Consider the following 13705-nt stretch of genomic DNA (forward strand, 5'->3'; position numbering starts at 1 on the left):
CTCGAACCATCCTCGCCGCGCTGTCGAAGCGACGGCGCGAGCTGCTCATCAAGGAGCTACCGGTGCAACAACGAGATAAATTGTGGGAGATCGAACGCCAGAGCGGCACCTTCCTCTTGGGCGTCGAGCAGGGCCGCGAACAGGGCCGTGAGCAGGGCCTCGAACAGGGCCGCGAGCAGGGCCGGCGAGAGACCCTCGTCGAGTTAATCCTCGCCCTTCTCGAGGTCCGGGGCATCGCAGTCGACCGCGCGGCGGAGGCCCGGCTCCGCGGCTGTGAAGCGCTCGTGACCCTCCAGAGCTGGGCGCGCGGGGCCCGTGAGGTGTCCGATGTCCACGCCCTGTTCGAGGAGGAGTGAGCCCGGCGCGATGTCAGCCCGGACTGGCTGCGAGCGACTCGGAGCTCGTCGCCCACATCCGCGTCGAGCTGCTCTTTGGTGAACGCCCCAGCGAGAGTCCAAGCCAGGTCGAGTCATTTGCACGAGGATAACAAAAACTGTGCAACGCCAACTCGCGCGGGCCGAAGCGCAGATGTGCCCGGCGTGCTCCACCAAGGGATCTTGTCTGTGTTCTGCGATGATCCGTGGCTGCCCTTCGACCTGCTGGGGCTCGCGCGGCCGAGCTTGGGGACTCTTGTCGACCGACGGACCGAGGTCGACTCGCTGCCGACCGACGCCAAGTCTCAGCCGGTCGGGCTGCCGGACCTCGTCTTGTGTGCTCGAGAGCCGGGCGACCCGCGGCGTGGGGTGGTCATCTGTATTGAGGTCCAGCTCGAGCGCGACGAGGCCAAGCGCTACAGCATCCCCTTCTATCAAGCCGCGCTGGCCAAGCGGCATCAGCTTCCGTGTTGGGTGTTCGTGGTCTCGTTTTCGCCTGCGCTGTCGGCCGCCGTGGTCGCGTGGTCCGAGGGTCCGCCACCGCGGGTCGAGGCGGAGGTCATCGACGCGGGCAATGTGCCTGTGCCGACCTCGGTCGAGCAGGCGATCGCGCGCCCGACCGCAGCGGTGCTTGCCGCTGCCCTGCACGGATACGGGGGCGACCTCAACGCCGCTCGACTCGGGATCCAAGCGTGCGGCGGCCTGCCAGACGAGACGCGTCTGCGCTACACTCGAACCATCCTCGCCGCGCTGTCGAAGCGACGGCGCGAGCTGCTCATCAAGGAGCTACCGGTGCAACAACGAGATAAATTGTGGGAGATCGAACGCCAGAGCGGCACCTTCCTCTTGGGCGTCGAACAGGGCCTCGAGCAGGGCCTCGAGCAGGGCCGTGAACAGGGCCGTGAGCAGGGCCTCGAACAGGGCCGTGAGCAGGGCCTCGAACAGGGCCGCGAGCAGGGCCGGCGAGAGACCCTCGTCGAGTTAATCCTCGCCCTTCTCGAGGTCCGGGGCATCGCAGTCGATCGCGCGGCGGAGGCCCGGATCCGCGGCTGTGAAGCGCTCGTGACCCTCCAGAGCTGGGCGCGCGGGGCCCGTGAGGTGTCCGATGTCCACGCCCTGTTCGAGGAGGAATGAGCCCGGCACGCGCGCGACCCATTCCGGCGCGCGAGCACCTCGGGGCGGTGTTGATCGATCTCGACGGGACACTCGTCGACCGAGACGCAGCGGTGCGGGCGTGGCTACAAACCCGGGGTCATGGGCGCGAGGCCGCGCGCTTCACTCGCGGTCGCAGCCTCGAGTCGTTGGCGGCGCAGCTGCTCCGTCATCATCCCGGATTGGCCCCGAGCGACTCAGAGCTCGCCGCCCGGATTCGCGCCGAGCTCCCCGCGCTGATCCCGCGTGAGCGCGCCATCCTCGAGGCACTCGAGCAGCTAGCGAGCAGCGAGCTGGTGCTCGCGTTGGTCAGCAATGGCGGCGGGCGCACGCAGCGAGCCAAGCTCGCCGCCGCGGGTATCGACGCTGCCTTGTTCGCCGCTGTGCTGATCTCCGGCGAGCACGGCCTCGCCAAGCCTGACGCGAGGATGTTCGCGCTCGCGCTGAATGAGCTCGACCTTCGGCCCGACCACGCGATCATGATCGGCGACTCGCCCGAGCACGACATCGCGGGCGCGGCCGCGGCGGGGCTCGCGAGCTGCTGGATCGCACATGGCCGCACGTACCCCCGCTCCTCGCCCGCGCCGAGCATGGTCGCTCCACACTTTTCCGGCGCGGTTCGACGGCTGCTCGGGCTCCCGGCCGCCGATCTGAGCTCGACCTAAATCAAGCGCTGAATTGAGAAAGCTGAATGATCTAGGGCGAGTACGAGCCGGAAGGCGAGCGTTTGGGGGTGAGCGGAGGGGGCTTCGCCGCCGCAGCGAGGGGCCTTTTCGAAAGGCCCCTTGAAGATTAGAAGGCCTGAGTCGAGCGCGCAGCGCTCGATTCAGGGTTAGAACGCCCCATGCTCGACGCCGCGGCCTGCGTGGGGACCCACGACCTGGTCTTACTGACCCTCGACACCTTGCGCTTCGACGTCGCCGAGCGGGCCCTGCTCGAGGGCCGCACGCCGTGGCTGAGCGCGCTGCTCGACCGGACCCCGGCCCGCGCCTGGGAGCGACGCCACACCCCGGGCAGCTTCACCTGGGCCGCCCATCAGGCCTTCTTCGCCGGGTTCTTGCCCACCCCGATCGAGCCTGGCCCGCACCCGCGGCTGTTCGCCATGGCCTTCGCGGGCAGCGAGACCACGACCGAGCAGACCGCGGTGTTCGATGCCCCCGACCTCGTCTCGGGCCTGCGCGGCCGCGGCTACCACACGATCTGCGCGGGTGGGGTCGGGTTCTTCAACGAGCAGACCCCCCTCGGTCGGGTCCTGCCCGAGCTGTTCGACGAGCACCGTTGGTGTCCGGAGTTTGGCGTGACCGCGCGGGACTCGACGCGCAGCCAGGTCGCCTGGGCCTGCGAGCGGATCGCGGCGCAGCCCGACGATCGCCGGGTGTTTTGCTTCGTCAACGTGTCGGCCCTGCACCAGCCCAATTGCCACTACCTACCCGGGCGCGAGCGCGACGACCCCGAGACCCAGGCGGCCGCGCTGGCCTACGTCGACGGCGAGCTCGGGCCGCTGTTCGAGGCCCTTCGTCGACGCGCGCCGGTGCTGGCGATCGTCTGCTCGGACCACGGCACCGCCTACGGCGAGCAGGGCCACGTCGGCCATCGCCTCGCGCACCCGGTCGTGTGGGAGGTACCCTACGCCGAGGTGCTGCTCCCGCAGATTCTCCACGTCGAGGCTGAACAGTGACCGGGGTCCCCCCCGAGCTCAACCGTGTGCGCGGCTACGGTCGCGACCCGCGCCCGCGCGACGTCGCCGAGCTGCTGCAGGGCTCGCCCTTCGTCGCCTACGCCTACGCCTACCCCCACAAGACCGCCTACCGGAGCCTGGCGCGGCCGCGCCCGCTGGCGGAGGTCTGGGCCGGCGAGGATCGAAGGCGCTTGTTCTTGTACGTCCACGTGCCCTTTTGCGCGGTCCGCTGCGGGTTCTGCAACCTGTTCACGCAAAAGCACCCGGCGGCCGAGCTGCCGGGTCGCTGGCTCGAGACCCTCGCCCGGCAGATCGAGGCGGTCCGCGAGGCGGTGCCCGACGCGAGCTTCGCCCGCTGGGCGATCGGTGGGGGCACACCGACGCTGCTCGACGCCGCGCAGCTCGAGCGCGTGTTCGAGCTGCTCGCGACCCGCATGAAGGTGGACCTCGGGGCGCGGCCGGGCTCGGTCGAGACCTCGCCCGAGACTTGCTCCGACGAGCGCCTCGCGGTGCTCGAGGCCCGCCGGACCGCGCGGATCAGCATCGGGATCCAGAGCTTCTTCGAGCCCGAGCTGCGCGCGCTTGGCCGGCCGCAGGGGGTCACGCTCGGCGAGCAGGCGCTGGACCGCATCCGTGAGCGCAAGTTCGAGACCCTCAACATCGATCTGATCTACGGCATCCCCGGCCAGACCCCGGGCAGCTTCGTGGCCGCGATCGATCGCGCGCTTGGCTGGGCGCCGGAGCAGCTGTACCTCTACCCCCTCTACCAGCGCCCGCTGACCGGTCTCGGCCGACGCGAGCGGAGCTGGGACGACGAGCGCCTCGCGTGCCTGCGAGCGGGCCGCGACCACCTGCTCGCGCGCGGCTACACCCAGGTCTCGATGCGGATGTTTCGGCGCGGCGGCGAGCGGGCGGAGCCCGAGGTCATCTACAGCTGTCAGGCCGACGGGATGATCGGCCTGGGCGTCGGCGCGCGCTCCTACACCCGCACGCTCCATTACAGCAGCGACTACGCGGTCGGCAGCGCGGGTATCCGCGAGATCATCGGGTCGTGGATCGAGCGCGACGACGCCCAGCTGCGTGTGGCCAACTACGGCATCGAGCTCGACGGTGACGAGCAGCGCCGGCGTTGGCTGATCCAGTCCTTGCTCGTGCGTGATGGTCTGTCGCTGGCGGCCTACCGCGCTCGCTTCGCGACCGAGGCGCTCGAGGACTTCGCCGCCGAGCTCGGGCAGCTCGGCGATCACGGCCTGATCGAGCGCGAGGAAGACCGCCTGCGCCCGACCACCACCGGCCTCGAGTGGGCCGACGCGATCGCCCCGTGGCTCTACTCCGAAGCCGTGCAGGCGGCCTCGCGCGACTTCACGCTGCGATGACCGACGCGCTCCACATCAACTGGCGCGGGCCCCTGGCCAGCTGCAACTACGACTGCGCCTACTGCCCCTTCGCCAAGCAGGTCAGCTCGCGCGCCGAGCTCGAGCAGGACGAGCTCGCGCTCGCGCGCTTCGTGGCCTGGGCCCGCGACCACGCTCGCCACCGCCGGCGGCTGTCGATCCTGTTCACGCCCTGGGGCGAGGCGCTGATCCGGCCCTACTACGCCCGCGCGCTCGTCGAGCTCTCGACCCTCGACCACGTCGCCGCGGTCGCGATCCAGACCAATTTATCGAGTCGCCTCGAGCTGCTCGCCGGGGCCGACCGGGCCACGCTCGCGCTGTGGACGACCTTTCACCCGAGCGAGACCACGCTCGACGCGTTCGTGGGTCGCTGCGCCGAGCTCGATGAGCTTGGCCTGCGCTACAGCGTCGGTGTGGTCGGGCTGCGCGAGCACTTCGCGTTGATCGAAGCGCTTCGTGCGCGCCTGCGGCCGGAGGTCTACCTGTGGATCAACGCCTACAAGAGCGCGGGGCCGGGCTACTACGCAGACGGCGAGCGCGAGCGGCTCGCCGCGGTCGATCCGCTGTTCTCGTACAACGCCATGCGCCACCCGAGCCTCGGTCGGAGCTGCGCGGCCGGACGCAGCGCGCTGTTCGTCCGCGGCGACGGCCGAGTCAGCCGCTGTCACTTCGTCGAGCGCTCGCTCGGCAACCTCTACGCGGACGAGCTCGACGCGATGCTCGGCGACGAGCCCTGCCCGCAGCAAAGCTGCGGCTGCTTCATCGGCTACGTTCAGCTCGACGAGCTCGGCCTCCGGCGGCGCTTTGGTGACGGCCTCGCCGCGCGCGTCCCTGCGGCGTGGCGCGGGCGCTGAGTTATTGGGCGAGAGCTGAGGCGACAACCTGGCGCACGCCCTCGAGCCAGACGCCGAAGTCCTCGTCTGCGGCGGGCGGCTCGACCGGCGGGTGGATGTGGCAGCCCATGCGCACGCCAGCCTTGAACGGCAGGCCGTTGTGGGCAAACAGCTCCGAGCCGCCCGAGAGCGAGACGGGCAGGACCGGGCAGGGGCCGGCGGTGTCGAGCAGCGCCTTGGTCCCGCGCGCCTTCCAGCGGCCAGGGACGCCGTCCTTGGCCCGGGTGCCCTCCGGAAAGATCGCCACGCTCCAGCCCTCGCGCTTGGCCTGGTGGCCGAGGCGCTCGATCTCGGCGATCGCGGCGGTCGGCTGCTTGCGATCGATGATCGCCGAGCCGCTGGCCTCGATCAGATAGGAGATGCTCGGCCACCCCCGCGCGAGCTCGCGCTTGGCCACGTAGCGCGGCTGGAGGGCGCGCAAGACCTTGGCGATCACGATCACGTCCGAGAAGCCCTGATGGTTGGCCACGATCACGTAGCGCTGGTCGGGATCGACGTGCTCGAGCCCGACGACCTCGAGCTCGGCCCCGGTCAGCGCGAAGGCCTGCCACAGCACGCGCGCCAGCGCGTGACCGGCGTCGACGAGGGGCTGGTGGCCCATGAACTTGTCGATCGCCCGCAGCGGCAGCTCGAAGCTGATCATCGCCGAAGCCAGGGCGGCCGAGGCCGGGATCGAGCGCGCCCAGTCGCGCAGGGTCGCCTTGCTCGCAGGTGCTCGTCGCGAAGCCACGGCGCGTAGTACCGCGCCCGGGGCCCGCTGCGCAATGCGCCTCGTCGCACTCGGGCCCGGACTCGGCGGTCGCCGGACGCACCTGACGACGCGACTCCAAACGGATCGCCGCTCTAGCGGACGTAGATCTGCATGTAGTTCTCGCCCGCGCCCGCGGCCCCGGTGTTGAGGTTCAGCGCGTTGCCGTAGCCGAGGTAGTCGAACTCGGTGCTGACGAAGTTGGGCGGGCAGGCGCCGCAGGGCCCGTGGGGGCCGAGGCCAAACTCTGCGGGATCATCGAAGGGACAGCCCGCGCCCTTGTCGGCGCTCCACACCGGTCCGAATGTCGCGGTGTTGGATCCGGAGCCGAAGTCCATGCACGAGGCGAGGTCCATCTCGTGGTCGCCGAGGTTGAAGTAGAGGTCGGTGTCGCACAGCTGGCCGCTCGAGGTCAGCGTGCCGCCCGCGAGCTCGTGGCCGTTGCCGCCGAGGTTGTAGTCGCAGACTGGGGAGCCTGCGGCGAGGACGATCTGGCCGAGGGTCATGACCCCGTCGCCGACGTTGGCGTAGTGGGCCCAGACGTCGGAGGGCTGGTGAATGAACAGGATGTCGGTGGCCGGGAGCGTGTGGTAGGCCGGCGACATGAAGTCGAGGTTCGTGCTGTCGAGATCGCCCACGGCGTCGGGCTCGCCCGCGAGCTTGGCCCGGTTGTTCCAGGTCCAGGTGTCCTCGCCGTCGTCGCTGGCCGTGAACACCAGCGTCCAGCCGCCGCCGTCCTTGCTCATGTGGCAAAAAACCTCCGCCGGGGGGATGTCGCCAGCGGCGCCGTCGGGGTCGATCTGGATGATGCCGTCGGTGGCGCCCGGGGTGAAGGCGAGCCAGTCGGAGCAGCTGGCCGGAAGCTGACACACCATTCCATCGTCGCCGTCGGGTCCGCAGACCGGGAACAGGCAGTCGTTGGCGATCTGGCAGGCCTGGCCGAAGTCGCAGCCGACGTTGCAGGCCGCGATGCCGCAGTCGATGTCGATCTCGTCGCCACTGACGATCCCGTCGTCGCAGCTCGGCGGCATGCACAAGGTCGTGCACGCGTCGGTGTTGTCCGCGTTGCCGTCGTCGCACTGCTCGTCGGCCTCGACCTGACCGTTGCCGCAGTCGGAGAGGATCATCGTGCAGATGCCGTCGGTGCACTCGAGGCCGGGGTCACAGCCGTCGCCCCCGGTACACGCGCAGTCGAGCGTTCCGACCTCACAGGAGCTGTCGGCCGAGCCCGTGTCCGTGGTGCTCATGTCGGTCGTGCCGACCTCGTCGCTGCCGCCCTTGAAGCAGGCGAGCGGGAGGGCCAAGGCGAGAAGGAGGAACCGGCCGTAGCCGGCGGGAGAGACACTGTTCAAGGACATGCTGATCACGTTGCCGATGGCTCGGCCACCGGGGGCGCCAGCATACACACACTCGATTCCTCGACGAAAGCATCGCTCGCAGGTGACGGCAGTTACGGGTCTCACGCTCGCGTGGGTCGCGTTGTGGTCTCGTGACTGTCAACAGCGCGAAACGCAGGGTGGATCTGCTGGTCCTGACGGTCGACTGACGTGATCTCACCCGGTCCAGCCCCGCCGGGCCGTGGGTGAGAAACTAGCTGCACAGCTTCCAGAGCTGTTCTGCGGCTTCTGCCACGGCTGAGCCCCAGCGCGGGAGTTTGTTGATATCAACAGTTCATGCGCCGCCTTGCACTGCCCCTCGCTTGTCTGACCTCGTGCCTGACTGGACTCGCCTGCGCTGATGACGGGGGCGTGGCGTCGGACGCCGACGCTGCGACCGGGACATCCGGTGACGCCGAGACCGGCGACGGCGATGAAGACTCGGGCGACGGCGTCGGGGACAGCGGAGATGGAGACGGAGACGGGGATCCCGGCGACGGGGACGGAGACGGGGATCCCGGCGACGGGGACGGAGACAGCGGCGACGGAGACGGAGACCGCGGAGACGGAGACGGGGACGGAGACGGGGACGGAGACGGAGACGGAGACGGAGACGGCGACGGCGACCCCGACGCGATGGTGCGCTTCATCGCGATCGGCGACGCCGGCGAGGGCAACCCCAGCCAGTACAACGTCGCGGCCGCGATCGAGGCGGTGTGCAGCGACAAGGGCGGCTGCGAGTTCGTGCTCTACCTCGGCGACAACTTCTACGACGACGGGGTCGGGTCGGTCGACGACGACCAGTTCAACACCAAGTTCGAGCTGCCCTACGCCGACCTGGACATGCCCTTTTACATCGCGATGGGCAACCACGACTACGGCCAGTTCAGCTTCGAGTGGGACAAGCTGGCCTACGAGGTCGAGTACACCGAGTACAGCGACAAGTGGACGATGTACGACAAGTGGTACACGCTGAGCGGCTACGCCAACGTCGACTTCTTCGTCATGGATACGACTCGGCTGATGTGGGACCACGAGACCGGCGCCCAGCAGGCCTGGCTCGACGCCGCGGTCGCGGGCAGCGACGCGCCGTGGAAGATCGCGTTCGCCCACCACCCCTACTTCTCCAACGGCGAGCACGGCAACGCCGGCAACTACGAGGGCTGGCCCTTCCCGCCGCAGCTGGCCGGGACCACGGTCAAGGAGGTCATGGACGACTCGCTGTGCGACAAGGTCGACCTCTACCTGTCGGGCCACGACCACAACCGCCAGTGGCACGAGCAGACCTGCGGCGGCGGCGAGCGGACCACCCACTTCATCGTCTCGGGCGCGGGGTCCAAGACCACGGACTTCGCCTACCACGACGACAACGACGTCTACTGGGAGAACGACACCACGCCGGGCTTCTTGCTGCTCGAGCTCGAGCTCGACAAGATCCACACCGAGTTCTACGACGAGATGGGCAATTTCGAGTTCGAGCGCGACATCACGAAGTGAGCAGGGTAGCGAGGCGCTCGACGCCCTCGACGAGCTCGTGCTCCTCGTAGAACGCGAAGCTCAGCCGCGCGTAGCGGCGCAGATCCCGGGTGACCGCGCAGCGCGAGCCGGGGATGAAGCGCAGCGACTCGGCGCGCTCGAGCAGGGCGCTGGCGTCGACGCCTTCGCCGAGGTCGACCCAGCAAAAGTACCCGCCGCCTGGCGCGATGAAGCGCGCGCTCGGGGCTCGTTCACGCAGCGCGCGTGACAGCGCCGCGCTGCGGCGGCCGAACACCGCGCGCAGCTCCTCGACGTGCGCGGCCAAAAACCCGCTGTCGATCGTGTGGTGGACGATGTTGGCGATCACCGGGTTGAGGCAGCCGCCGCTGCGCAGCGCGCCGTGGTTGGCGAGGCGCTCGACCAGCGCGGGCGCGCCGTGGGCCCAGCCGAGGCGCAGGCCCGGCGCCAGCAGCTTCGAGAACGAGCCGAGCGAGAGCACGCAGCCGCGGCCCTCGTCGTAGCGTGAGAGGCTGCCGGGGCGTGGCCCCGAGTGGAGCGCGACGTAGGGTTCGTCGGCCACGACCACGAAGGCGTAGGCCTCGGCGAGCTCGACCAGTCGGCGCGCGCGGGCGGGCGCCAGGCAGACGCCGGTCGGGTTCTGAAACGCCGGGATGCAGTACACGAACGCTGGTCGGAGGCCGCCGACGAGCAGCTGCTCGAGCGCGTCGACGTCGAGGCCGCGCTCGTCGACCGGCACGCCGCGCAGCTCGAGCCCGGCGCAGGCGAACACCTCGTGGGCCAGGAAGTAGGTCGGGTCCTCGGTGACCACCGTCGCGCCCGGGTGGGCGAAGGTCTCGCTGACGAAGGTCAGGGCTGAGGACGTGCCGCCCGTGACCATGAGCTCGTCGGAGTCGACAGCCTGCTCATACTCGGCGGCGATGAAGCGCGCGAGCGCGCGGCGAAAATCTTCGTAGCCGCGGCCGACCCCATACTGCAAGACGAGGGGGTCGTTGCCCGCGCGCAGCTGCTCGCTCGCGGCGTGGCCGAACTCGGCGAGCGGGAGCAAGCGCGGCGAGGGCTGACCGAGGCCGAGGTTGATGACGCCCGGTGGCGCGGAGGTCTGCACGAAGCGGCCACCTTGGTTCGTGAGAGGGGTGGTGGGCGCCATGGGCCCAGTATATGCTGGCTGCCTTCGATGTCGCAGCGCACCACGTCAACCAGTCCGATGACCACAGGGGCGCAGGCGTTGGCCGCGGTGCTGATCGAGATGGGGGTTCGTCGGGCGTTTGGCGTGTTTGGTGGCGCGCTGGGGGTGTTCGTCTCCGCGATGCACCGCGCGGGCATTCAGATCGTGCACGCGCGCCACGAGTCCGGCGCCGCGTTCATGGCGAGCGAGGCCTACTTCGCCTCGGGCTCGCCGTCGGCGGTGTTCACGACCTCGGGGCCCGGGGCGACCAACGCGATCACCGGGCTGGTGTCCGCGGCCTACGACGGCGCCAAGGTGGTCGCGGTCATGGGCGCGACCAACGTGCCCGAGCGCGGTCGCTGGGCGTTTCAGGAGACCGCGGCGCTCGACCTCTCGCCGTGGCTGAGCAACGCGTCGATCAATTACCTCACCCGCACGATCGAGTCTCCGAGCCAGCTGCCGAGCCTGCGCCAAGAGCTGGCCGCCGGGCTCGCGCGGCCCAACGGATTCCTCGCCAATTTGATGTTCCCGTTCTCGTCCCAGGTCGCGCCGGCCCCGGAGTTGGGCGGCCCGCTCGAGCTCGCGCAGCCGAAGGTCGGCGCCGAGCCTGAGCTCGTGGCCGAGGTCCACCGCCGCCTGAGCTCGGGCAGCTTCGTGATCTGGGTCGGCTACGGCGCGCGCGAGCACGGGCGAGCGATCGTCGAATTCGCCGAGCGCTCGGGGGCGCGGGTCATGTCCTCGCCCCGGGCCAAGGGCGTGTTCCCCGAGTCCCACCCGCAGTATCTCGGCGTCACGGGCATGTTCGGCGGTCAGCCCCGCGTGCTGCGGCACATGCTCGAGCACCAACCCGAGCACATCCTGGTCCTCGGCACGCGCATGGGCGAGACGACCTCGTGCTTCGATGAGGCGCTCACACCCTCGTCCAGCTTCGTCCACGTCGACATCGATCCTTCGGTGTTCGGCGTCGCCTATCCCGAGCTCGAGACCCTCGGGGTCCACGCGGACGTCGGCGAGCTGCTCGGCGCGTTGTCGCAGCTGTGGCGGTCGAGCCCCGTGAGCGCAGCCCCGGTCAACACAGACTGGAACCGCAGCCCGACGAAGACCGAGGCCGAGCCGGCCGGGCCCGTCGATCCGCGTCGGCTGATGGCGGCGCTGCAGCGCGTCGTCGTCGATGGCTCGGACCTGGTGCTCCTCGCCGACGTGGGCAACGCCTTCGCCTGGACAACCTCCGAGCTGCGCTTCGATCAGCCCGGGCGCTACCGCATCCCCGCGGGCTTCGTGTCGATGACCCAGGCGTCGGCCGGGGTCGTCGGGGCGGCGTTGGCCAGCGCCAAGCCGGTCGTCGCGCTCGTCGGGGACGGCGCGATGTTGATGGGCAACGAGGTCAGCACCGCGGTCCAGTACGAGGTCCCGGCCAAGTGGGTCGTGCTCAACGACAGCGGCTACGGGATGATCCGGCACGGGATGCTCGCGTTTGGGATGGAGCCGTTCGAGACCGAGATCCCGCCGACCGATTACGCTCGCCAGGCCGAGGCGCTCGGCGCGACGGGGCTGTCGGTCGGCTCCGCGGCCGAGCTCGAGCCGGCCCTCGAGCGAGCGCTCGCGACCCCCGGCCCCGTGGTCGTCGACGTCCGCATCGACCCGGACGTGGCCGCGCCCTTCGGCCAGCGCAGCAAGACGATGGAGAAGCTGCGCGAGGGAGACGCGAGGTAGTGGCCCCGGGCGCGAGCGCGTCGAGATCTCATGGCTGATCTCCACCCCGTAGTCATTCGCAGTCTCAGCGTCGCGGCGCCGTCCAGGATCCGGACCAACGACGAGCTTCGTGGGCGCCATCCCGAGCTCGTGGTCTCGAGGCCGGGCGAGAGCACCCTCGGGCAGATCCTGTCGAACACGGAGAGTCAGCCGGAGATGGCGACGATCGACGCGTCGATCGTGCCCTATCTCAACGATCCCTTTCGCGGCGTGACCGAGCGGCGGGTCCTCGAGCCGGGCGAGGGCTCGATCGATCTCGAGGTCCGCGCGGGCGCCGAGGCGATCGCGCGGGCCGGGCTCGAGCCCGGTGACATCGACCTGCTGATCAGCGTGGGCTTTTTGCCCGACAACGTCGGCATCGGCAACGCGGTCCATGTCGCCAAGCAGCTCGGACTTCAAGGCGGAGGCTTCAACCTCGAGTCGGCCTGCGCCGGCCCGCTGACGGCCCTGCAGACCGCCTCGGCGCTGGTCCGCGCCGGGGAGTACGAGCGTGTCCTGATCACGATCTCGTGCTCCTACTCTCGCTACGCGCGCGAGGACGACACGCTCTCGTGGTTTCTGGGTGACGCGGGCGGGGCGTTCATCGTCAGCCGCGGGACCGTCGGCGCCCAGTGGCTCTCGGGCTACACCATGCACACCGCGGACACCTGCGGGAGCTGGTACTACCAGCTCGAGCTCGACGACGACGACGCGCCGGCCCGGGTCATGCGAGCCCACCCGCAGACTGGCCGGATCTTGCGCAAGACCGTGCAAAAGCACCTCTTGCGCTGTTGTCGGGGGGCCGTGGCCAACGCGGGCCTGACCCTCGACGACATCGATTTTTTCGTATTTCACACGCCGACGGCGTGGTTCGCCGAATTCTGCGTCGACGCGCTCGGGATCGATCCGGCCAAGACGGCCACGGTCTATCAGTACTACGCCAACGTCGGACCGGCGTTGACGCCGACCAACCTGCACTACGCCGCCTACACCAAGCGCATTCAGCCCGGTGACCGGGTCCTGATCTACGGACCCGGGAGCGTGTCAGCGGCGGCCGCGGTGATCCTGCGCTGGGGTGAGGTCGGACTCGGCGAGCCGCCGGCCGGGATGGACTACTGCTCGTAGCGACGGCGAAAGCGCCCCGACTCGTCGGCGAACGCGTCGATGTCGAGCCCTGCCGAGCGCGCGAGCTGCTTGAGCACGATTCGGGCCCGAATGCGCTCGGTGGGGTCGAGGCCGAGGTGCGCCGCGGCGCCCTCGAAGTCGTGGGTCGAGAACGCCTTGATGTTGCCTCCGACGACCCAGCTGACCGCGGTGACGATGCCCAGGGTCAGCCGCGAGCCGGTCATGATTGCGACCAGACTGTCGGAGCCGAAGCTCTCGAAGGCCGCGTTGGAGCGGGCCCGTTGCTGCGCAGACGGTCCCGCGCGACGAGTGTAGACGAGCACCCCTTTGCAGCCCGCCGCGTGTTCGACGACGTCGGCGAGGTACTTGTCCCAGTCTTCGTCGGACGGCGACTCCTCCGTGTGGACCACGATGTGGAGGAGGCCGGGCACAGCTTGCCAGTGCATCGTCTTGGCCACGGCCTCAACTGTACAACGGATGAGAGCGAGGGCAGGACCCCGGCGCGCTGTCCGAAAATGAGCACGGAGCGCGATCTCGCCAGCGTTGGCGGACACCTGCAGCAGGAGCTGAGG

Annotated in this window: 12 protein-coding genes and 1 pseudogene; 9 read left to right on the forward strand and 4 right to left on the reverse strand. The window is 69.7% G+C overall.

Annotated elements, in window-relative coordinates:
* The 6 genes and pseudogenes from ENSA5_RS28585 to ENSA5_RS28610 all read left to right on the forward strand — a co-directional run.
* Nucleotides 1–356: pseudogene (locus ENSA5_RS28585) on the forward strand (hypothetical protein); the annotation flags it as partial.
* Nucleotides 357–539: 183 nt separating this feature from the next.
* The gene (locus tag ENSA5_RS28590) at nt 540–1508 is read left to right on the forward strand and encodes an RpnC/YadD family protein (protein ID WP_146156213.1); all 969 of its coding nucleotides are present in this window, start codon (nt 540–542) and stop codon (nt 1506–1508) included.
* Entirely contained in the window at nt 1505–2191 is a 687-nt protein-coding gene (locus ENSA5_RS28595) for an HAD family hydrolase (protein ID WP_106394883.1), read from the forward strand. Before ENSA5_RS28590 ends, ENSA5_RS28595 begins: the two co-directional genes overlap by 4 nt.
* A gap of 179 nt (nt 2192–2370) precedes the next feature.
* Nucleotides 2371–3204 carry an STM4013/SEN3800 family hydrolase gene (locus ENSA5_RS28600; protein WP_106394884.1) on the forward strand — a complete coding sequence of 278 codons (834 nt, stop codon included), beginning with the start codon at nt 2371–2373 and terminating at the stop codon, nt 3202–3204.
* On the forward strand, nt 3201–4580 hold the full coding sequence (locus ENSA5_RS28605; RefSeq protein WP_308726581.1) for an STM4012 family radical SAM protein: 1380 nt from the start codon (nt 3201–3203) through the stop codon (nt 4578–4580). The genes ENSA5_RS28600 and ENSA5_RS28605 overlap by 4 nt, the downstream gene beginning before the upstream one ends.
* Nucleotides 4577–5452, forward strand: coding sequence for an STM4011 family radical SAM protein (locus tag ENSA5_RS28610; protein ID WP_106394885.1), 876 nt, complete (start codon nt 4577–4579; stop codon nt 5450–5452). Before ENSA5_RS28605 ends, ENSA5_RS28610 begins: the two co-directional genes overlap by 4 nt.
* Nucleotide 5453: 1 nt before the next feature.
* Here ENSA5_RS28610 and ENSA5_RS28615 read toward each other — a convergent pair whose 3' ends face one another.
* Nucleotides 5454–6221 carry a lysophospholipid acyltransferase family protein gene (locus ENSA5_RS28615; protein WP_146156214.1) on the reverse strand — a complete coding sequence of 256 codons (768 nt, stop codon included), beginning with the start codon at nt 6219–6221 and terminating at the stop codon, nt 5454–5456.
* A 113-nt stretch (nt 6222–6334) separates the two neighbouring features.
* Nucleotides 6335–7543 carry a fibrinogen-like YCDxxxxGGGW domain-containing protein gene (locus ENSA5_RS38985; protein WP_258183042.1) on the reverse strand — a complete coding sequence of 403 codons (1209 nt, stop codon included), beginning with the start codon at nt 7541–7543 and terminating at the stop codon, nt 6335–6337.
* A 369-nt stretch (nt 7544–7912) separates the two neighbouring features.
* Here ENSA5_RS38985 and ENSA5_RS28625 point away from each other — a divergent pair, with 369 nt between their 5' ends.
* Nucleotides 7913–9112, forward strand: coding sequence for a metallophosphoesterase family protein (locus ENSA5_RS28625; RefSeq protein ID WP_106394887.1), 1200 nt, complete (start codon nt 7913–7915; stop codon nt 9110–9112).
* Here the strand turns inward: ENSA5_RS28625 and ENSA5_RS28630 are convergent.
* Nucleotides 9102–10259, reverse strand: a complete 1158-nt coding sequence (locus ENSA5_RS28630) for an aminotransferase-like domain-containing protein (RefSeq protein WP_106394888.1) — start codon at nt 10257–10259, stop codon at nt 9102–9104. The two genes, ENSA5_RS28625 and ENSA5_RS28630, sit on opposite strands and share 11 nt — an antisense overlap.
* 57 nt (nt 10260–10316) lie before the next feature.
* Between ENSA5_RS28630 and ENSA5_RS28635 the strand changes: the two genes are divergently transcribed.
* Both ENSA5_RS28635 and ENSA5_RS28640 read left to right on the forward strand, forming a co-directional pair.
* Nucleotides 10317–11990: a thiamine pyrophosphate-dependent enzyme gene (locus ENSA5_RS28635; protein ID WP_181198247.1), complete on the forward strand. Its 1674-nt coding sequence runs from the start codon at nt 10317–10319 to the stop codon at nt 11988–11990.
* A gap of 30 nt (nt 11991–12020) precedes the next feature.
* On the forward strand, nt 12021–13133 hold the full coding sequence (locus tag ENSA5_RS28640) for a 3-oxoacyl-ACP synthase III family protein (protein WP_106394890.1): 1113 nt from the start codon (nt 12021–12023) through the stop codon (nt 13131–13133).
* Here ENSA5_RS28640 and ENSA5_RS28645 read toward each other — a convergent pair.
* The gene (locus tag ENSA5_RS28645) at nt 13121–13591 is read right to left on the reverse strand and encodes a hypothetical protein (RefSeq protein WP_106394891.1); all 471 of its coding nucleotides are present in this window, start codon (nt 13589–13591) and stop codon (nt 13121–13123) included. The two genes, ENSA5_RS28640 and ENSA5_RS28645, sit on opposite strands and share 13 nt — an antisense overlap.
* Between the last annotated feature and the right edge of the window lie 114 nt (nt 13592–13705).

Origin of the sequence: Enhygromyxa salina (assembly GCF_002994615.1) — a bacterium.
GTDB lineage: Bacteria > Myxococcota_A > Polyangia > Nannocystales > Nannocystaceae > Plesiocystis > Plesiocystis salina_A.